We start from the raw sequence: 17,862 nt of genomic DNA, 5'->3' as shown, positions 1-17,862 counted from the left end.
ACAAACTCAATATAAGAAACTGTTAAAAACTCTAGAAGTGAATATAAGGAAGGGGAGAGATATGGGGGTTGAAACATTGCTTGAAAAAAAGTTCTGGGAGACGAGGAAGCAACACAGGGAAAACATAATCGCGGCACTCAATGAGTTCATATCAGGGCCGACGAGGGAAGGTCTGATTAAACTGGCAAGTGAAATCTGGGCCCTGAGGTTTACCTACAGTGACATTGGGTGGTACGTTGATGCGAGAGTCTTAAAGTACATGGCCCTCGAAGAGCTGGCCAAAGCTTTCGCCTTGTTAATAGACGAAAGCGTTCCAATATCGGAGAGGCTCAAGGTGAAAATCCCTGGGTTTGGATCTGGAGCAGTTTCCGAGATACTGTTTTCCGTTGACCCTAACAAGTATCCAATATATAACAAGAAGTTCGTAGTTGGTGCAAAGGCCCTTGGCTATGAAATTGGGGAGCTGGAGCATGTTATCCGACTAACCCCAGGAATCCTCGAGAAATTAAGGAACGTTCACGAGAGAATTCTTCACGACTTCTCAAAGCTTTGGGATCATGTCCGGAGAGAAGTTGGGATGGAAATCCCAAAGTTTGATTTTACGGATGCTCTGCTCTGGAAGGTTGCCCAAGAGGAAATTTTGGTCAGCGATTTATTGCCTTGGAGGGAGAAGCCGAGCGTGCCCAATGAGGAGGAGATCATGGAGATTATGGGTATCCTGGGGAAGGGAGTTGAAAAGTACTTAGAGCTTGTTAATAAGGGAGAAAATAGAGAGAGGGCAATTGAAAAGGTAACGTTCTACGTCGAGGGCATGATTGAGGCTAGAGGAATTGGGAGGAACGTAGGGGAGGTGATAAAGGCTCTCAATGATCTAGTTTCGAACATTCTTGAAGTACTCTACTAAATCTCCGCTCTCTACTTTTGCTCCATCGACTTTGCTGGGCCACTCCCACAGCACGGCCTTTCCAAATTTCGTGTTTATCTCGATCGGTTTATATCCACTCTCTATCTCCATCTCGTTAATAGCCCTAAAGGTCTCTTCGTTAACCTCGTACACTTCAACTTTTATCCTTCCCTTTCCTCGAACTGCCTTTGGAAGGTATTTAAAGTAGAGCTCAAATCCCTCTATCCAGTCTTCACCTAGGAACTTGGCCCCCGTTAGGTACCCATGGAGAGGCATTCCCTTTCGTAGTGTTCCGTAGACCGCTATTCTCATGTCACTCACCGACTAAATTGCAAAAGTACTCGATGACCTCATCTATCTCTTGGGAGGGCTTTACTTTGCATTTTTCGTGGAAATACTTCCTTATCTCTTCACATGACTCAAGACCCGCCACCTGCCACACCAAGCTATCGAGCTGGATCATGGTTACTCCTTCAACTTCGATGTTCCTTAACACGAGCTCCCAGAACTTCCTGACATCTTTTTCATCAACTTCCTTCCCCAGGATTTTCTGAGTTATGTTCTTCACCCTGCTGTCTACGGGGATCGGTATTCCGGTAAAGTCGAAGTCTCTCCTTCCGGCCAGTATTAGGCACTCCCCAATAACCTTCATCGCAAACACTATGGTTTTAGCATCTCTCCTTTGGCTCATGGTCTTTGCTAATTCGTGCCATATCTGCTTGAAGTTTCTGGCGACGGAGTCCGGCGTTGAGTTCCAAAGCTTCTTTGCTAGACTGCTTTTAAGGAACTTGTGGAGTCTTTTGATCTTCGCGGTCTTTGCCATTTCTTTAAGGTAAAATTGCTCTAGTATTGGGATCAAGTCTTCGGGGTTCTCCGGGACAGGGTTTTTACTGATTATCTCGTGAAGTGGAGGCCAGTAATACTTTTCAGCAGGACCCTTAAGCCTGTAATCGTTGAGCGCGAGCATCGTCATTAGGGTAACGAACTTTCCGAACCCATACCTCTCGTACTGATCTTTGAACATAAGCTCAGGTTCACCATGCACAAGGCACTCCCAGAACTCCCCTGGGAGCTTTGAAAGTACCCTACCAACTTCGGCCGCCTTAGCCTCAAACCCTGGGGTCATAGTTCTCACCGTTATTGATTTCATAATTGAGTTTATAAACCTATCGCTTATTGAGTTCATCATTGAGTTGATAACCACAACATTTATAAACTCACGGATAGAGTATTGTACGGTGGTCACCCATGAGGTGCCTCTGCGTTGCCACCTGTGGGAGAAGGAAGATATGGGACGTCGATCCCAACGCCCCGAGGTTTGTTGAGGCTAGGAGTGCATACATTGGCCCGCTCTCAAAGTTGACAATTAAATACGCTCAAAAGTTTCATCCAAATGATTACGTGATCCTTTCAGCCAAGTACGGCTTCCTGTTACCTCATGAAAAGATAGAAAACTACGATGCTTACTGTAACAGAAATCCGTTGATCAAAATAAGTGAGCTCAAGCGCCAAATACATGAGAAGAGAACTTACTCCGGACTGCTATTGTCCGAGTACGACAAGGTAATAGTCCTCGGTGGTAGGTGCTACTGCAATTGGGTGAAGAAGGTATTTGGCGAAGACAAAGTCGAGTGTCCTATAACTGGTCTTGCCATTGGAAAAATGATGAAGAAAATAAGTGATGCAATAAAGTCGGGAGTTCCTTTGGTCTCTTGTCCTTGATTTTCTTTTACTGAAAAATTTATCAAGTTAGTTACCATGATGGTAACTATATGATGAAAAATTACTACTTGACTAGGGCTGAGCAGGAAATAATAAGGGTTATCAAGGGAGAGCTGACATCATAACAATTGAAGAGGTTAGGGCAATTTTTCCCGAGGTAAGCCGATCTATGATAAAGAAAAATCCTCCACAGCCTCGCCAAGAAAGGCTATCTCTTCAGGCTAAAAAGGAATAAGCAGGTGGAAGGTAATAGACAACCTCGGGAAAGCAGGATTTTGGAGTGGGCGTATGGATGGAGGTCTTGATGGCAAGGTAATTTTCACCAAACGGTTAGAGTTAGAACGTCGGAACCTTAATATAGTAGGTTGCAATATCTACTAGTTAGGTGTGGTGTACTATGGGCGTCACTAAAGTTACTAGAAATTACCAGATAACCATTCCTGCTGAGATCAGGAGGGCTCTCGGGATAAAAGAGGGAGAGCTCCTTGAAGTGTACCTTGAAGGAGATAAGATAATCATTAGAAGATTCGAAAGAAGAAGAAAAAGGCTTAGACTTGGAAAGAAACTTCCCCCAGAGGAAATTGAAAGGATCATAGAGGAGGGCATGAAAGAATGCGCGGAGTGATTGATACCAATGTTTTCATATATGACACCTTCGAAGATTCTGAGTTCCACAAAGAGGCAGAAAAAAATTTTAGAATCTCTCGATGTTTGGTACGTGCCAAGCATAGTTCTTCAGGAATTTGTTTGGTTTTTCAAAGGCGCTGAGTTTTCCGTTACTGAAACTTGGGAAGTTCTGAATGGTTACATTAGGGATCCGAGGTTTAGAGGGCTTAATGATACTCCAAAAGTTGTGGAAAATGCTCTCAGAATTTTAATTGAAGAGAATCTTTCCCTGTCACGCTTCAATGATGCGATAATATTAGTTCATGCCATCGAAAAAGGTGCTTTGGTGACCTTCGATTCGAAATTCAGAAAATTAGCCAAGAGACGAGGGGTTAAAGTTCTTCCATAAATCTTACCTCTTGCGAAACCTATATTAACTTGCAGGGGTGCAAGTTGTTGTTTTCCCCGTATCCAAAAACAAAAAGGGAAGAGCTATTTGACAGGAAAATGAGCTGAAGGATGTTATAGAGGCAGTTGATATGGGAGAAAGGCTTATTTTAATCTTGGGCCCCAGGAGACTCGGCAAGAGCTCACTGCTGAACGTCGTGCTTAATGAAATTGAGTATCCATCAATAAAGGTCGACGTTAGAGAAACCTACTCTGAGTTCTCCTCCGTGAATAGGTACGTGATTGGCAGGATGTTATTGTCATCACTAAGTGGCAGGAAGAGGCTCCTAGAGGAATTGGAGAGGAACGTTAAAGGCCTCTCAGTTTCTGGCGTTAGGATTGAGATAGCAAAGGATTTCTCAATAGTCGAGTTGTTTGAGGCACTAAACGAGTACGGAAGGTTTATTATAACGTTCGACGAGGCTCAGTACTTAAGATTTGGGGGAGCAACCCGCTACGATGGTGTTTTGGCCTACGCGGTTGACAACCTTGAGAACCTGACCTTTATCCTAACCGGCTCTGAGGTTGGAATGCTCTTTGACTTCCTTAGGTTTGACGATCCGAGAGCTCCTCTCTTCGGGAGGTACCATCATGACGTGGTTTTAAGCAGGTTCTCCCAGGATTTAAGCCTTGAATTCTTGAAGAGTGGGTTCAGGGAGGCTGGTATAAGGATTAAAGAGGAGGAGCTTGAAGATGCCGTTAACACCTTTGATGGCGTTGTTGGCTGGCTGACCCTCTATGGCTACCTAAGGGTAGCGAGAGGGCTAGATCACGGTAAGGCTTTAGAAGAAGTCTTCAGGGAGGCCAAGGCTATAGTTGAGAGTGAACTTTCGAGGCTCTTCTCTTACAGTCCCCGCTATAAGGTTATGCTCAAGGCGATAGCCCTTGGATACTCCCGGTGGAGGGATATAAAGGATTATGTAACGCTTAAGCTCGGCTATATAAACGATTCAAACTTTTCAAAGCTCTTGGAGAACCTCGTAAAGTCTGGTTACGTTGAAAAGAAGGGATGTAGGTACTACATTTTTGACCCGGTGATTGAAAGGATATTCAGGGGAGGGGTAGCATGCTCGAGCCGGTAAACTTCAAGGCCAAGCACGGCGGGGCTAAAGAAGAGGGGCTGATAGACTTCTCGGCCTCTGTGAACCCCTATCCTCCGGAGTGGGTAGAAGAGATGTTCGAGAGGGCCAAGGAGATAAGCGGAAGGTACCCTTACTGGGACGAGCTTGAAGAGAAGCTTGGCGATCTCGTTGGGGAGGAGGTGACGGTAACGGCCGGGATAACCGAAGCTTTGTACCTCCTGGGCCCAGCCCTCAAGGGTAAAACCGTGATAATTCCGAGGCACACTTACGAAGAGTACGAGAGGGTCTCGAGGATATTCGGGGCTGAGGTAGTTAAGGGGCCAAACGATCCTGGGGAGCTTGCCAAGCTTGTGACTCAAGGTTCAGTGGTTTTCTTCTGCAACCCCAATAATCCGGATGGGAAATTCTACAGGGGTAGGGAGCTGAAGCCTTTAATTGATGCCGTTGAAGATACAAATTCTCTGTTAATCCTAGATGAGGCCTTCATAGACTTCGTTAAAAGGCCAGAAAGCCCCGAAGGGGAGAGCATAGTGAAGCTGAGGACGTTCACAAAGAGCTACGGGCTACCTGGGATTAGGGTGGGCTACGTTATTGGCTTCCCTGAGTACTTCAGGAGCGTCAGGATGCCTTGGAGCATAGGCTCCACGGGAGTTGCCTTCCTTGAGTTCCTGCTTGAGGATGGGTTTGAGCACCTGAAGAGGACAATGCCCCTAATATGGAAGGAGAAATCTCGGTTGGAGAGGGAACTGGGAGTTAGGAGTGACGCGAACTTCTTCATAATGAGGGTTGGAAACGCTAGGGAATTCGTCGAGAGGGTTAAGTCTAGGGGCATCTTAGTTAGGGACTGCAGTAGCTTCGGCCTTCCAGAATTCGTAAGGTTCTCCGTTAGGAGGCCCGAGGAGAACGATATCCTCCTTAAGATTTTGAAAGATGTTATTCAACGTACCTAGCTTTAATCCCGAGTTTGAGTGCAACATCCCATTGCCTTTCATCACTTGTTAAAAGGGGGACTCCATATCTCTTCGCCTGGGCTAAATAGAGGGCATCATAAATAGGAATCCTCTCGCTCATTGATATGTCCATTGCCATGCCAAGGTAATTCTCGAACGGTTCAAAAATCACCACATCCTCCCTGAGCTTTTTCAAGGCGGTAAATATTATTTCGACTTCTTTTCTAGAAATCCTCTTGTATAGGGTGTGATGTTTCCAAATAGCATTTGAGATTTCAGCTAAGGCCAATGTTAAGGAATAGGGTTCATCTAGGAGGTATCCTCTAACTTTCTCCCAGTTTTCCTCCCTTAGTATGTACTTGGCAAGGGAAGATGCATCAATTACTATCACGATCCTCCCTCACGTATCTTTTTGCAGTTCCTTTTTCGGCTTTTGGAAGGTTTGAGAGCATTGCATCAATTTCCTCCAATGCTTTCCTCCTTTTGTACTCCCTGACCTTGGCCTCAATAAACTTCCTAATCTCCTCACTCCAGTTAATGTCAACTTCCTTCATGCTTTTCTTGAGCTTCTTTGGGATCCTAAAACTAACAACTTCCATAATACGACACCTGAATACATAATTGAATACACATATATAAACATTTTTGTATCACAACCTGTCCCTTTTTACGGGAGTGCAAAATGTTTCGGGCAGATTTTAAGGCCAAAGATATTTAAAGATGAAGTTTAATTCATGCACATGTACGAGCTCTATACGGTCTTGGCTAAGTATTACGACTCAATATACAGGAGGAGGGCCCAGGAGATATCGAGGGAAGTTGATTTCCTTGAGGAGATCTTCAGGAAAGACGCTAAGAGGGAAGTTCGAGACGTTTTGGATTTGGCCTGTGGAACGGGAATACCAACAGTTGAACTCGCTAATAGAGGTTACAACGTTACCGGCATTGACCTCCACGAGGAGATGCTTGAAGTTGCCCGCAGGAAAACAGATAAGGTCAAGTTCATTCAAGGAAATGCCCTTGAGATTAACTTCAGGGAAGAGTTCGATGCTGTAACGATGCTCTTCTCGAGCATCACCTATTTTAACGAGGAGGAGCTAATGGTACTGTTTAGAAAAGTTCATGAAGCTCTAAGGCCGGGCGGAGTGTTCGTAGCTGACTTCCCCCAGTGGTTCGTGGTGAGGAATCTGGGCCCCTTCGTGTGGGACGAGGTTCATGGGAAGGAGAGGCTTATAATCACGGACTGGAGGGAGGTTTTGCCTGGAGTGCAGAAGGTTAGGTTCAAGAGACTCGTGCAGATTTTAAGGCCGAACGGTGAAGTTAGGGCATTCTTCGTTAACGATGGGCTCAATATATACACTCCCAGGGAGATTAGACTTCTGGGAGGGGAGGTCTTTGGGGAAGTGAAGGTGTACTCTGACTATGAAAGGAAGCTCAGGGAGAACGCTAAGAGGTTCTGGGCCGTTATGGTCAAGTGACTCACTGAGTGAGAAGGAGCTTATAGCTATTTAGTCAAAATGTTTTTATTTACTGATTGATTTACCTAGTCTTAGTGGGAGGTATGCAGGAGATAGAGAAAGTTGTTTGGGAATTTCCTCTCTTTAAGACTTACGAGGAAAAGGAGAAGTTTTTTAAGGTGTTGGGGTTACTCGTTTCTCACCAAATAACATTTGAAAAAGCTGCTGAACTTCTCAAGCTTGATAGGGAAAAGCTGGCATTTCTTTTAGATCTACTTGGAGTTGAATACTCATTTTTAGATGAGGAAGAGGCCAAATTAGAAAAAGAGGCCGTCAAAAGGCTCTTGGAGGAGCTGGGAAGTGAAGGCAATCTTTAATACATCGCCTCTAATCTCTTTAGGAAAGCTGGGATATCTAGACAAAATTTTTGGAATCTTTAGCGATGTTATTATCCCGAAGGCAGTTTATGAAGAAGTTATGGTAAAGAATGACGAAGTTTCAAAGAAAATTAGGGAATTAGTTAAGACAGGAAAGATCAAAGTTCTTGAAGTAAATGCGGAGAATATCCCAGGCTTGCACAGAGGAGAAATCGAAGCGATTGTTCTGGCAAAGATAAATAATTGCTGGGTAGTTTTGGACGATTTAAAAGCTAGAAAAGTTGCTAGGGGTGAAAATGTTAAAGTCATCGGAACGCTGGGTATCTTAAGGCTTCTAAAAGATCTTGGCTTAGTCGAGTTTGAACCTAAAGAGCTTTTTAAAGAGCTAACTAAAGTTGGCTTTAGAATCAAAAAAGAACTGTTCTTTGAAATTCTTGGGGAGCAATCTTGAAAAAATCTTAATTACCCTTGCCCTTCAGGGTGGGGATACAGTAAACTGCCTAGCGGGCCTTGAATCAGCGAAAACCCTTCTTAGAATGGGTTTTGCGTGTCCTCCCGTTATTGGGAGGATGGTGCTGTTAGGCGTCCTCTCAACCGATAACCCCGAGCCCGGTTGGGTGGGGAGAGGTGACTTTAGGCCGGGCCCGCAGGCTGAACAAAGGTGATGTGTCCGCTATAACGGCGATGCGATAACTTCAAGAAAATCGACTTCCTTAAAGTCTTCATCGAAGGTAGCTATTCTCTTAATCCCGTAATATTTGCAGGTGGCAACTATTATTGCATCGTTGGTTAAAAGAGCGTATTTCTCCCCAATTTCTGCAGATAACCTTAGTATCTCCCAGTTGATTTCAACTACCCTCAAGAGGCCATTCTTTATCAGTTGCTCGATCGATTCTCTGACTTTTCCATAAACCCAGGCATATCTATCCAAGTGCTTTTTGAGATCATAAACACCCTTCAATCCACCCGAATGGCTAATGTGAACATAACTTTGTATACTGTTTCAGAGAAAACGATTGGGTTTATAACTAAGGTAAACCCTCTTTCAATCAACGACTTCACTAATGCCTTTGCTCTCTCATCACCGAGGTTTAATCCTACCAGAACAGAAGAATCTACAAAGACTTCAGAGTGATTCATAATAAGCCTCCTTAAGCTTCTTATAATCTATGCCCTCAACTTTCTCGATAACCATGGAATCCAAGATTTTCTCAACATCTATTATCTTGATGATGACCTTTGAGTGCTCTTTGAGCTTTAGCTTTTTCAGGGGCTTTAACACTCCATCCTCATAAATTGCCTCAATAACTTGCACAACTCCCACCATGAGGAATTCTATCATTGGGAGATTTAAGGTTTTGGGGCGTTCTTCGTTAACGATGAGCTCAACATATACACTCCCAGGGAGATTAGACTTCTGGGAGGGGAGGTCTTTGGGGAAGTGAAGGTGTACTCTGACTATGAAAGGAAGCTCAAGGAGAACGCTAAGAGGTTCTGGGCTGTCATGGTTAAGTGACCATCTCTCGGTTAAAATTCCGCCCATATATTATTCCCTCCTCCTTCTCCTAAAACGATTGTTGACCAAATTTCGAGTTTTTATCTTATTAACCCAGGTGAAAAAATATGCAGAAAGAAGTGTATCAAGTGTTGAACCTATTGGTTTCCCATCAGATAACGTTCGAGAAAGCTGCTGAGTTTCTCAAGCTTGATGCAGAAAAGCTGGCACATCTCTTGGATCTCCTCGGAGCTGGGTATTTATTTTTAGATGAGGAAGAGGCCAAATTAGAAAAAGAGGCCGTCAAAAGGCTCTTGGAGGAGGTTGAGGAGTGAGGATTAAACCAAAAACTTGAGCGTCTCTACCACCTTTCGTGGCATTCTCGATCTTGTTATATAGATCCCTTTACTGCCTTAATGCCTCACTTCTCGTTGTTTGATCTCTGTAAATCTACTACGCGGTTGTTGGCTCTACATTTCTGATTTTGCCTAAATTGTTTAAAATGTGGTCGCGTAACCTTTCTAAAAACTTTTTGAAATCTTCGACATTAAAGGAAACATTCAGCAAAAATAATTCATCTTTTGCTGAAGTGGTATCAAGGAACGACAATGAATCTATGGTCTTTTGAAAGTTAATGGAGTACCTTTCAAATTTCAGTGCAAATAAAAGCTTTTGAGCTATCTCCTCAGTATAATCTTCAACCCTTAGACCCGCTTCTTTTTCAAGATAATATAAGTCGTAGATGTCCCTGAATTTCAAATTCTTTCGAGTTAAAAGTGCCCTGACTTTCTCTGTTAGGATTTCTCGGAGATCATATGCAGAAACAACGACATCAGAATAATCTTCAAGGAACTCAAAGAAATATACTTTCTCCTAATCATTTAGTTTGACTTCTGAAAGTAAGGATTTAGCACTGACTTTTTAGGCTCAAAAAGGAGCGTTTCTACGAAGTTAACTTGAATCTTTATCATTTCGCGCATCACCTCTTCAGGATAATACAGCTTAAAGGTGATCATCCTTGAGCCTCCCCCAAATTCTACATAATTCCTGTCCCTCAAATCTGCTTTAAATTCTAGACTCCTTTTGTTGGCAATACCCTCAATTAGCTCTGCAAGTTTTATAGCTTCAGCTTTGAGTTCCCTTTCCCGGTTTCGTCTTGAAAGTTCCAGCCACATTTGAGGATTTCTACTTGTGAAATCCAGATCAACACTAAAGCGGTAGTAGCCGAGATAACATTTAATTAGGCATGTCCCTCCTTTGAAGAGATAGTTATCAGAAAAGTGATCGTTTGAGTACAACTCTCTCAAGATTGAGTGAAGGATTATATCCTTTCGTATAAGGTCTCTCTTTTTAATTCCAGTTTTTTGGACTATGAATTCAGCAAATTCCCTCTCGTTCATACTTTAAAACCTCCCTTTGTACGCTTTTTGGATATTTTTGTAAATAATTACACAAGATAACCCAGTTAATCTTGTCTTTGTATTCTACTAAAACTCCCTCTGCGCGTGGTTTGAGTTTCTTGTTGTACCTTGAGAGATATACGAAGTCCAAGATCGTTTTTTCAAGATCTGAGAACCTTACCTCATCACTTTTAATTATTCCAAAAGAGGCTAGATCAGGTTTTATTTTTATGAATTTGACGTTTTCTCCAAGAATTTCAACGGTTTTTGATCGAACTACTTTATCATTGAGAACAAATATTGTGTTGAAGTATTCGTGGGTTATGCCATTTAGCCTCAGGGCAGTGAACAACCCGTAGTACCACCTTAACTTGAGCTTGTTGAGGCCTTTGGCAATAGCTCTAAACACGTTAGGAGCCAGTTTTAACCCGATTTCTTCAATAGTTCTAACATAGTACACGCCCCTTAAGATTCTGATTATGTAGCCTTGAGATAGCATGTAGTTGACAAAATAGTCAATATCAATGCCAAACCTCTTACTAATATCTTTCAGCTCCTCTTTTGTAATAGCATTTCCTCCAAATCTTGAGACTACATACCTAATTGCAAGTTGTCTCATGTTTCAAGTTGTTAAACAACCATATAAAAAATTATTGATTGTTTAACAAAACACGGGTTCATTACTATATAGTGTTTAAATTAAGTGAACACGGGAACATCACATCTTAAAACTACTGGAGAATTTTGATCAGCTGAGTTTAGACTTAAATTCTGAGAAATACATACCAAATGGTCTTTGGAATTATTATCTCACCAAAAAGTTCCTTTAGGACTTTTAACTTTCCAATCTTGGCTAGGACTGTCAGAGACATTAATTCTACCATCATAGTAATCTCTCCAAGGTTTTCACATCTTCTCTTAGATCCTCCTCACTATACTGGAGAGGTATGCCTTTTGAAGCCAGAATCTCCATCATTTCCCATTTACTAACTCCAGCTATTTCGGCTGCTTTTCCAAGGCTAACTATTCCCTCACGGTAAAGTTCAATCGTTAGGTATACCTTCACCAGTTTTGGGAGTTCCGTTTCCTTCCGCACCTATTTTGTTGCAGGCAGCGACTGATAATTACAAACGCATCCCTGTGGTGCGGGAGGTTGATCTCAACCACCAGCATCACCGGGGTCACCGACCCCTCCACTGGTGGTTCATCAACCTCCGGGCCGAACGGAAACGGCCCCAGAGATTGTCTGTCTTCGGGAAACCCTCCGACGCAGTGCGTCATCACCGGGCTTAACCCACACACCCAACTACCTGTACAAAAACAAGAGTATATTTAAATATTACTAGAGAACAGCCTAAGGATTATGGCCAAGTCTTGGGGAATAAATACTAAGATTTCGCTCATCCTCTCTCCCTACCTAAATACCAAACAAATCAATGTTTAAATAAAAAGTAATTATTAAATACGCCCAGGAATACCAACCCCTATGCCCAAGCCCAAGGAGATAGTCCTGAAGAAGAGCGAGGAAATAGAGGGAACTCCAATCGAGGGTCCCTGGCTTGACGACACCGATAGTTTGGAGGAAGTCCTCGACTATTACGAGAGGATAGGCTTTCAGGCAACTCACCTTGGGAAGGCGATAGAGATATGGAGGAAGGTCGAGGAGAAGCGCGCCAGAGGAGAGGAGGTTAGGGTTTTCCTGGGCTACACGTCGAACATAATATCATCTGGCTTGCGCGAGATAATTGCGTGGCTCGTGAAGGAGGGTAAGGTTGACGTTATCGTGACAACAGCTGGAGGGGTTGAGGAGGACTTCATAAAGGCCCTTAAGCCCTTCATCTTAGGTGATTGGCACGTTGACGATTCCCTCTTGAGAGAGAAGGGCATAAACAGGATTGGTAACATTTTCGTCCCCAACGACCGCTATATAGAGTTCGAGAAGTACATGATCCCCTTCTTTGAGCGCATTCTCGAGATGGAGAAAGAAGCTGGAAGGCCTTTAACGGCCAGCGAGTTCATCTACGAGCTCGGAAGATACATGGACGAAAAGCTAGGTAAGGAAAAGGAGAAGAGCGTAATTTACTGGGCCTACAAGCGGAACATTCCAATCTTCTGCCCGGCGATTACAGATGGATCTATAGGGGACATGCTCTACTTCTTCAAGGAGGAGCGCGGTGATAGGGAGTTGATAATAGACATAGCCAACGACATCGTAAAGCTCAACAACTTAGCCGTTACGGCCAAGGAGACAGCGTCGATAATTTTAGGCGGCTCCCTCCCGAAGCACGCGATAATAAACGCGAACCTCTTCAGGGGCGGGACTGACTATGCAATATACATAACCACTGCCGTCCCATGGGACGGGTCTTTAAGCGGTGCGCCGCCGAGCGAGGGTGTAAGCTGGGGGAAGATAAAGGCTAAGGCCGATTACGTGGAGATATGGGCCGATGCAACCTTAGTGTTCCCCCTTTTGGTTTGGAAGGTCTTTAAATGATTGATAATGCAAGTCCAACCTTTTCCTCTATCCTCCTCGCCATTATTCCGTAGTGCTTCTCCCAGCCCTCAAGCTTTAATAGCTCGGACTTCCTCTTTAGGTCCTTTAGGATTCTCTCTGCTTCTTTCCCGCTTAAGTCCTTCCACTTCACCTCTACAAAGAGGACTTTCCTCTCCCTTTCGTTTAGGGCAACTATATCTATCTCCTCCCCCTTATGCCACCACCTACCAATCTTCGTTATGCGGAAGGGCAACTTTCCTTCCCTGCTTAGGTCTATCAAAACCTGCCTCGCTATCTCTTCAAACGCAAAGCCCAGGTAATCATTAAACTCAGCCTTAAAGTCCTCGATCGCACCTTCATTGAACCCACTCTCTATTTCCTCAAAATGGGGAGCGACGAACCGGAACCAGAAGGCGAAGTAAAGATCCTTGAACCTGTATATTCCCCTCTTCGCCTTCCTGCATACTGGGAATTCCCTCTTCAGTATTCCAATGTCCTCAAGTATCCTAAGGTACCTCGCGGTGTTCTTTGGCTCAATAAAGGAGTACTGGGCGATTTCATTGACCCTAGTTTTCCCCTTTGCGACCGCCTCAAGTATCGTGTAATAGGTTTCAGGCTCCCTCAATTCCTCCTCTAAAAGCTCTTTTGCCTCTCTAAACAGGAAAGAATTTGGATTGAAGAAGTTTTCAATTATTTCTTTCTCTACTTTGTTTCCCCTAAAGAACTCCAGGTAGCGAGGTATTCCTGAAGTCACCGAGTATATTTTGACCGCATCTTCGGGGCTTATCCCAGGAAACCACTCGAATATATGCCTGAATCTTAAAGGTTGAAGGTTAATAACCGCGTCGCTCCTGCCGTAGAGTGGAGCGGAATACTCGAAGAAACTTCTCCTAACAGAGGAAGCTGAAAGTATTAGCATTAAATTTGAGTTCTGCAACACCTCGTCAACTATGCTCTGGAATTCTGCTTCGATGTCTGAATACCTAAGGAGATAAGAGAACTCATCCAAGAATACTATTAGCCTTTTCTTAGTTTGGGATGCTATGAACTTAAAAGCGTCGTAGAATGTGGAAAAGTTTGGGGTTGGGATGTTGAAGTATTCGCTTATCGCGACGTTAAATTTTCTAAGGTTGTACTTCCAAACTCTTTTCTCAAATTGGACTGCGATAGCGTCTTTATCCTTTATGAACTCCTGAACTAGCCTACTCTTCCCTATTCTCCTCCTTCCAGTAACCAGAATCAGCTTAAAACCGTCCTCTCCATACAGCCTGTTCAGCGTTTCAAGTTCGTTCTCCCTATTGACGAATTTTCGACTCTTCATAATATAATCGTGAGTCGAAAAATTATAAATAGCTTTCCGTTAATTTAAAATGGTCTTCTTAAAGTCATCTAAGTCCCACACTAGCCACCTCTCCTCCCTTAATTCTCCCTTTCCTCTTATTCTCTTGGCAACTAAACCGTAAAACTTCTCCCATCCCTCCACTCCTATGAGTTTGCTCTTCCTCTCTAGATCTTTTAATATCCCTTTCGCTTCCTTTCTGGTTAGATCCTTCCACTTGACCCCAATGAACAGAGCCTTCTTCTCCCTCTCCTTTAATGCAACTATATCGATCTCCTCACTTTTGTGCCACCACCTTCCAATCTTAGTAAACTTGAAGGGCAGTTTTTTGGCCCTGTTTAGCTTAACAATGAACTCCTTGGCAACTTCCTCAAACCGGAGTGAGAAAACCCTCTGAAGATCATCTTCAACGTCCTCCCAGGAAATTATTCCGGCTTCAATAGCACCCCTATTCGGGTAGACGATTGAGAACCATGTCAGGAGCATTGCATCTGCTATCCTGTAGAGGCCCCTCTTCTCCTTCCTGCCCACGGGGAGCTCCCTCTCCACGAAGCCAAGCCTCATGAGGTTCTCAAGGTAGGGGTAGATTTTTCTGCCCTCAACACCTATGTAATTAGCTATCTCCGAGGGGCGCCTCTTTCCCGTGGCCATGGCAAGCAAAAGGGAGAAGTAAAAGCCGAGCTCCCTTAATTCCTGGGACAGAACGATGTAGGGCTCGTCATAGAAGAATCCCTGGGGCGACAGAAACTCTTCTTCGACGAGATCCTCTATTGATGTATACTTTGAGGCGATAAGCAGATAGGCAGGAACTCCGCCGAGGAGCATGTAAGCTTTAAGTCCGACCTCAAAGCCCCTGAAAAAGCGGAGGGAATCGAAAAGACTCAAGGGCTTTAACTTGAAGCCCGCGGTTCTCCTTCCATAGAGTGGGGAGGAGTAGCTCAAAACTTCCTCTTCCATCATGCCCATGAGCGAGCCGGAAATCACGAGCATAACATCCTTCGAGCTTAAATCATGATCCCACGCCCTCTGAAGGGCACTTAGAATTGTCCTATCGGCTTTTACTGCATATGTGAACTCGTCAAGAATTATCAAAGTTTTCTCCTCGATTTTCGAAGCTAGGTACTTGAAGAGCCTGTACCAGTCATTCAAACTCAGGAAAATTTCATCTCCAAAGAATTCTGCCAGTCCCTCACGCAGGGACTTAATCTGACTCTCCCTTGTTCCCTCTAAGAATGTGTGAAAGAAAGTCTTTTTTATCTCGTGAAAACTCCAATAAAAGCCTGGTTTTCCCGATTCTTCTCCTGCCGTATATGACAACGAAGGAGGGAGTATTCTTCCATTCCCTCTCCAAAATTTTGATTTCCCTCTCCCTGTCAACAAATTGACTAATCATGATTAGTACTAAGCCTGATTAGTACTTAAAGATTATGCCTTCAAATATAGAGGGGAGGTATAATTTCACGTCTTCAAATTCTTTTAGGAGGTAAAATGCATTTACATTTTTCTTTTGAAAGCCTCCCCTTTAGGGCGGGGATGCAGTAATTGGAGGTTTTAGTCCATTTAGGCAGAAACTGAAAATTGGAGCTCGATATATCATAGTTTATGGCCAGTTAATTTAATAGCAATATTTTTAATCATTAAATGCAAAAGCTAAGTTGGTGATATTAAAATGTCATCAACTACAAAAATCGTCCAAACTGAGGTTGATATGGAGACTTACGAAATTCTCAAAATGCTCGCAATAAAAAAGAGGATACCTCTAAAGGCTGTCCTGAGAGACATTCTTACTGAGTATGCAAAGAAATTGAAAGAAGACATTGAAAAGGAGATATATAAAGATCCAATTTGGAAGGGCATTGGGTTACTTGACATTGAAGATACAAAAGCCAGTGAGAGAGATGACTGGGGTGTAGTTGAATGGCGAAGCAAGTAAAGCCAGAGATGATTTATATGGACACAGGAGCCCTAATAGCATTTTTTAATACAAAGGATGAAAATCACGCTAAGGCCGTTGCATTCTTTAAGGAGAGCGTCACTAAGGGAATAAGATTCGTTGTAGGTCGTCCAGTTCTAATGGAGTTTCTTAACGGCACCTCTAAGCGAGTAGGGAAGAGGACTGCACTTGAATTAAAAAATATTATACTCTCAAGTGGGTTCATAATAATTGAAAATGAAACAGAGGAAGATTGGAATAAGGCTTGGAAAATCTTTGAAAAATTTGAAGACCATGATGGTATGGATCTAGTTGATTGTCTCAGCTTTGCGATAATGGAGCGTCTCAGGATAATAACGGCTTTCACCTTTGACCATGACTTCGAAATATATGGCTTCTATAGAGTCCCCTGATTCTTGAGTCCCATCAATTTTTGATTTAAAACAAAAGTTAAGGTTATAACTTCTGGAGGAGAAGTTAACTTCTGGGGGTGAAGTCTTGTACTTCGATCTAAGACCAAAAACAAAGAGAGAGGATTTATTCGACAGGAAAAGGGAGCTTGAAGAGTTCATAACTGCCTTAGAGTCTAAAAGGCCCTTAACGGTTATAACGGGGATAAGAAGGTTAGGGAAAACTTCGCTTTTGCTCGTGGGTCTTAACGAAGCCAATGCCCCCTACATTCTCGTGGACATGAGGGGCGTCAACCCGAGCTCGGAGTTTGACCTCTACAAGAGGATAGAGGCGGGCCTTAACAGGTTAATTAGGGAGAGAAAGGACATAAAAACTAAGATTAAAGAGATACTTTCCCACATATCTGGAATCCAAATTCTTGGTTCTGGAATATACCTCTCTTGGGGGGAGAGGGGAGTAGATCTCCTAGAACTATTTGAAACCCTCGAGAGGCTCGACGTTGTAATCGCGTTCGATGAGGTGCAGTACGCTAAGGGCCCAATCGGGAGAAAGTTAACCGGTCTAATAGCCCACCTCTACGATTACACCGAGCTTAGGATAGTTGTCACGGGAAGCGAGGTCGGCCTCCTCTACGACTTCCTGGGCATTGAAGATCCAAACGCCCCCCTATTCGGGAGGTACTTTGAGGAAATCACCCTCTCAAGGTTCAGCGAAGAGCAGAGCAGGGAGTTCCTCAGGATAGGATTCGAGCAGTGCAACGTTAACGTTGCCGATGAAACGATAGGAGAGGCAGTTAGGGCATTGGATGGAATAGTCGGATGGCTCGTCCTCTTCGGAATGTCAGCTTTGAAGAACCCGGAGAGGGCCCTTGAGGCCACGCTAAAGAAGGCCACACTCTTGGCCAAGAGTGAATTTGAGGAGTTCCTGAGGAGGCATGAATTTGCAAGGAAAAGGTACATCGCGGTTATGAGGGCCGTAGCTTTAGGGAATAAAAGGTGGAGCGAGATAAAGGAGTTCCTTGAGAGGAGGGAGAAGAAGTCCATATCTGACAGCGTGGTGCACAGGCTATTGACGAACCTAGTCAAGTCATCATTCCTCGAGAAGGTTAGGGGAGAGTACAGGATCGCTGATCCAATCCTTGAAATGGTCTTTAAGCAAGGTTTTTAAGGGGCCCCTCATTTAAAGGGTTTGGTGGTGTATATCGTCCACCGCTACCTTTAGCCCAAACCAATCAACTCTTCTTCC

At 43.7% G+C, this 17,862-nt stretch carries 28 protein-coding genes and 1 pseudogene; 14 read left to right on the top strand and 15 right to left on the bottom strand.

Features of this window, described 5'->3' with window-relative positions:
* Nucleotides 1-61 precede the first annotated feature (61 nt).
* Nucleotides 62-904, top strand: coding sequence for a hypothetical protein (locus tag P8X24_RS05075; RefSeq protein WP_372914369.1), 843 nt, complete (start codon nt 62-64; stop codon nt 902-904).
* Here P8X24_RS05075 and P8X24_RS05070 read toward each other — a convergent pair.
* Nucleotides 872-1,216 carry a gamma-glutamylcyclotransferase family protein gene (locus P8X24_RS05070; RefSeq protein WP_372914368.1) on the bottom strand — a complete coding sequence of 115 codons (345 nt, stop codon included), beginning with the start codon at nt 1,214-1,216 and terminating at the stop codon, nt 872-874. The two genes, P8X24_RS05075 and P8X24_RS05070, sit on opposite strands and share 33 nt — an antisense overlap.
* A gap of 1 nt (nt 1,217) precedes the next feature.
* The gene (locus P8X24_RS05065; protein ID WP_372914591.1) at nt 1,218-2,030 is read right to left on the bottom strand and encodes an N-glycosylase/DNA lyase; all 813 of its coding nucleotides are present in this window, start codon (nt 2,028-2,030) and stop codon (nt 1,218-1,220) included.
* Between the two features lie 122 nt (nt 2,031-2,152).
* Here P8X24_RS05065 and P8X24_RS05060 point away from each other — a divergent pair, with 122 nt between their 5' ends.
* The 5 genes from P8X24_RS05060 to P8X24_RS05040 all read left to right on the top strand — a co-directional run bounded on the left by P8X24_RS05060 (nt 2,153) and on the right by P8X24_RS05040 (nt 5,711).
* Nucleotides 2,153-2,626, top strand: a complete 474-nt coding sequence (locus P8X24_RS05060; protein ID WP_372914367.1) for a DUF6884 domain-containing protein — start codon at nt 2,153-2,155, stop codon at nt 2,624-2,626.
* A gap of 397 nt (nt 2,627-3,023) precedes the next feature.
* The gene (locus tag P8X24_RS05055) at nt 3,024-3,251 is read left to right on the top strand and encodes an AbrB/MazE/SpoVT family DNA-binding domain-containing protein (RefSeq protein WP_372914366.1); all 228 of its coding nucleotides are present in this window, start codon (nt 3,024-3,026) and stop codon (nt 3,249-3,251) included.
* A gap of 93 nt (nt 3,252-3,344) precedes the next feature.
* Entirely contained in the window at nt 3,345-3,641 is a 297-nt protein-coding gene (locus P8X24_RS05050; RefSeq protein ID WP_372914365.1) for a PIN domain-containing protein, read from the top strand.
* A 130-nt stretch (nt 3,642-3,771) separates the two neighbouring features.
* Nucleotides 3,772-4,761: an AAA family ATPase gene (locus P8X24_RS05045; RefSeq protein ID WP_372914364.1), complete on the top strand. Its 990-nt coding sequence runs from the start codon at nt 3,772-3,774 to the stop codon at nt 4,759-4,761.
* Nucleotides 4,746-5,711: an aminotransferase class I/II-fold pyridoxal phosphate-dependent enzyme gene (locus tag P8X24_RS05040; protein ID WP_372914363.1), complete on the top strand. Its 966-nt coding sequence runs from the start codon at nt 4,746-4,748 to the stop codon at nt 5,709-5,711. Before P8X24_RS05045 ends, P8X24_RS05040 begins: the two co-directional genes overlap by 16 nt.
* Here P8X24_RS05040 and P8X24_RS05035 read toward each other — a convergent pair.
* Nucleotides 5,695-6,102 carry a type II toxin-antitoxin system VapC family toxin gene (locus P8X24_RS05035; protein ID WP_372914362.1) on the bottom strand — a complete coding sequence of 136 codons (408 nt, stop codon included), beginning with the start codon at nt 6,100-6,102 and terminating at the stop codon, nt 5,695-5,697. The two genes, P8X24_RS05040 and P8X24_RS05035, sit on opposite strands and share 17 nt — an antisense overlap.
* Nucleotides 6,089-6,310: a type II toxin-antitoxin system VapB family antitoxin gene (gene vapB, locus P8X24_RS05030; RefSeq protein ID WP_068320883.1), complete on the bottom strand. Its 222-nt coding sequence runs from the start codon at nt 6,308-6,310 to the stop codon at nt 6,089-6,091. The genes P8X24_RS05035 and vapB overlap by 14 nt, the downstream gene beginning before the upstream one ends.
* A gap of 141 nt (nt 6,311-6,451) precedes the next feature.
* On the opposite strand from vapB, the gene P8X24_RS05025 reads away from it, so the two are divergent.
* From P8X24_RS05025 to P8X24_RS05015, 3 genes are all read left to right on the top strand, one after another.
* On the top strand, nt 6,452-7,189 hold the full coding sequence (locus tag P8X24_RS05025) for a class I SAM-dependent methyltransferase (protein ID WP_372914361.1): 738 nt from the start codon (nt 6,452-6,454) through the stop codon (nt 7,187-7,189).
* An 83-nt stretch (nt 7,190-7,272) separates the two neighbouring features.
* Nucleotides 7,273-7,545: a hypothetical protein gene (locus P8X24_RS05020; RefSeq protein ID WP_372818037.1), complete on the top strand. Its 273-nt coding sequence runs from the start codon at nt 7,273-7,275 to the stop codon at nt 7,543-7,545.
* Complete coding sequence (locus P8X24_RS05015) at nt 7,529-7,996, top strand: DUF3368 domain-containing protein (protein WP_068320879.1); 468 nt, start codon at nt 7,529-7,531, stop codon at nt 7,994-7,996. The genes P8X24_RS05020 and P8X24_RS05015 overlap by 17 nt, the downstream gene beginning before the upstream one ends.
* A 222-nt stretch (nt 7,997-8,218) precedes the next feature.
* Here the strand turns inward: P8X24_RS05015 and P8X24_RS05010 are convergent, their stop codons facing one another.
* From P8X24_RS05010 to P8X24_RS05000, 3 genes are read right to left on the bottom strand one after another with little or no spacing between them, the layout of a single operon-like run.
* Nucleotides 8,219-8,506: a PIN domain-containing protein gene (locus P8X24_RS05010; RefSeq protein ID WP_372914360.1), complete on the bottom strand. Its 288-nt coding sequence runs from the start codon at nt 8,504-8,506 to the stop codon at nt 8,219-8,221.
* On the bottom strand, nt 8,503-8,685 hold the full coding sequence (locus P8X24_RS05005; protein ID WP_372914359.1) for a PIN domain-containing protein: 183 nt from the start codon (nt 8,683-8,685) through the stop codon (nt 8,503-8,505). The genes P8X24_RS05010 and P8X24_RS05005 overlap by 4 nt, the downstream gene beginning before the upstream one ends.
* Entirely contained in the window at nt 8,672-8,872 is a 201-nt protein-coding gene (locus tag P8X24_RS05000; RefSeq protein ID WP_372914590.1) for an antitoxin AF2212-like protein, read from the bottom strand. Before P8X24_RS05000 ends, P8X24_RS05005 begins: the two co-directional genes overlap by 14 nt.
* A 296-nt stretch (nt 8,873-9,168) precedes the next feature.
* On the opposite strand from P8X24_RS05000, the gene P8X24_RS04995 reads away from it, so the two are divergent.
* A complete protein-coding gene (locus tag P8X24_RS04995) occupies nt 9,169-9,375 on the top strand; it encodes a hypothetical protein (RefSeq protein ID WP_372839186.1) in 207 nt (68 codons plus the stop codon).
* 118 nt (nt 9,376-9,493) lie between these two features.
* On the opposite strand, the gene P8X24_RS04990 is transcribed toward P8X24_RS04995, so the two are convergent.
* The 5 genes from P8X24_RS04990 to P8X24_RS04970 form a co-directional block, all read right to left on the bottom strand.
* Entirely contained in the window at nt 9,494-9,841 is a 348-nt protein-coding gene (locus tag P8X24_RS04990) for a nucleotidyl transferase AbiEii/AbiGii toxin family protein (protein WP_372914589.1), read from the bottom strand.
* 80 nt (nt 9,842-9,921) lie between these two features.
* Nucleotides 9,922-10,440 carry a nucleotidyl transferase AbiEii/AbiGii toxin family protein gene (locus P8X24_RS04985; RefSeq protein WP_372914358.1) on the bottom strand — a complete coding sequence of 173 codons (519 nt, stop codon included), beginning with the start codon at nt 10,438-10,440 and terminating at the stop codon, nt 9,922-9,924.
* Nucleotides 10,418-11,059, bottom strand: a complete 642-nt coding sequence (locus P8X24_RS04980; protein WP_372914357.1) for a type IV toxin-antitoxin system AbiEi family antitoxin domain-containing protein — start codon at nt 11,057-11,059, stop codon at nt 10,418-10,420. Before P8X24_RS04980 ends, P8X24_RS04985 begins: the two co-directional genes overlap by 23 nt.
* A 145-nt stretch (nt 11,060-11,204) precedes the next feature.
* Nucleotides 11,205-11,327 (bottom strand): hypothetical protein, encoded by a 123-nt coding sequence (locus P8X24_RS04975; RefSeq protein ID WP_372914356.1) that lies wholly within the window; start codon nt 11,325-11,327, stop codon nt 11,205-11,207.
* Nucleotides 11,324-11,536 carry a UPF0175 family protein gene (locus P8X24_RS04970; protein ID WP_372914355.1) on the bottom strand — a complete coding sequence of 71 codons (213 nt, stop codon included), beginning with the start codon at nt 11,534-11,536 and terminating at the stop codon, nt 11,324-11,326. The genes P8X24_RS04975 and P8X24_RS04970 overlap by 4 nt, the downstream gene beginning before the upstream one ends.
* 390 nt (nt 11,537-11,926) lie before the next feature.
* Here P8X24_RS04970 and P8X24_RS04965 point away from each other — a divergent pair, with 390 nt between their 5' ends.
* Nucleotides 11,927-12,934, top strand: coding sequence for a deoxyhypusine synthase (locus tag P8X24_RS04965; protein WP_372914354.1), 1,008 nt, complete (start codon nt 11,927-11,929; stop codon nt 12,932-12,934).
* On the opposite strand, the gene P8X24_RS04960 is transcribed toward P8X24_RS04965, so the two are convergent.
* From P8X24_RS04960 to P8X24_RS04950, 3 genes and pseudogenes are all read right to left on the bottom strand, one after another.
* The gene (locus tag P8X24_RS04960; protein ID WP_372914353.1) at nt 12,927-14,255 is read right to left on the bottom strand and encodes an ATP-binding protein; all 1,329 of its coding nucleotides are present in this window, start codon (nt 14,253-14,255) and stop codon (nt 12,927-12,929) included. The genes P8X24_RS04965 and P8X24_RS04960 overlap by 8 nt on opposite strands.
* Before the next feature lie 39 nt (nt 14,256-14,294).
* A complete protein-coding gene (locus P8X24_RS04955; RefSeq protein WP_372914588.1) occupies nt 14,295-14,837 on the bottom strand; it encodes a DUF234 domain-containing protein in 543 nt (180 codons plus the stop codon).
* A gap of 30 nt (nt 14,838-14,867) precedes the next feature.
* Nucleotides 14,868-15,666 (bottom strand): annotated as a pseudogene (locus P8X24_RS04950) (AAA family ATPase); the annotation flags it as partial.
* A gap of 276 nt (nt 15,667-15,942) precedes the next feature.
* Between P8X24_RS04950 and P8X24_RS04945 the strand changes: the two are divergent.
* The 3 genes from P8X24_RS04945 to P8X24_RS04935 all read left to right on the top strand — a co-directional run bounded on the left by P8X24_RS04945 (nt 15,943) and on the right by P8X24_RS04935 (nt 17,784).
* Nucleotides 15,943-16,206 carry a hypothetical protein gene (locus P8X24_RS04945; protein ID WP_068320863.1) on the top strand — a complete coding sequence of 88 codons (264 nt, stop codon included), beginning with the start codon at nt 15,943-15,945 and terminating at the stop codon, nt 16,204-16,206.
* Entirely contained in the window at nt 16,191-16,619 is a 429-nt protein-coding gene (locus P8X24_RS04940; RefSeq protein ID WP_372914352.1) for a type II toxin-antitoxin system VapC family toxin, read from the top strand. Before P8X24_RS04945 ends, P8X24_RS04940 begins: the two co-directional genes overlap by 16 nt.
* Nucleotides 16,620-16,704: 85 nt before the next feature.
* Nucleotides 16,705-17,784 (top strand): AAA family ATPase, encoded by a 1,080-nt coding sequence (locus P8X24_RS04935; RefSeq protein ID WP_372914351.1) that lies wholly within the window; start codon nt 16,705-16,707, stop codon nt 17,782-17,784.
* Nucleotides 17,785-17,862 lie beyond the last annotated feature (78 nt).

The sequence above is a fragment of the Pyrococcus kukulkanii genome, from assembly GCF_041647995.1.
Lineage (GTDB): Archaea > Methanobacteriota_B > Thermococci > Thermococcales > Thermococcaceae > Pyrococcus.
The sequence above is the reverse complement of the archived record's forward strand: the minus strand, read 5'-3'. Positions and strand labels throughout refer to the sequence as shown.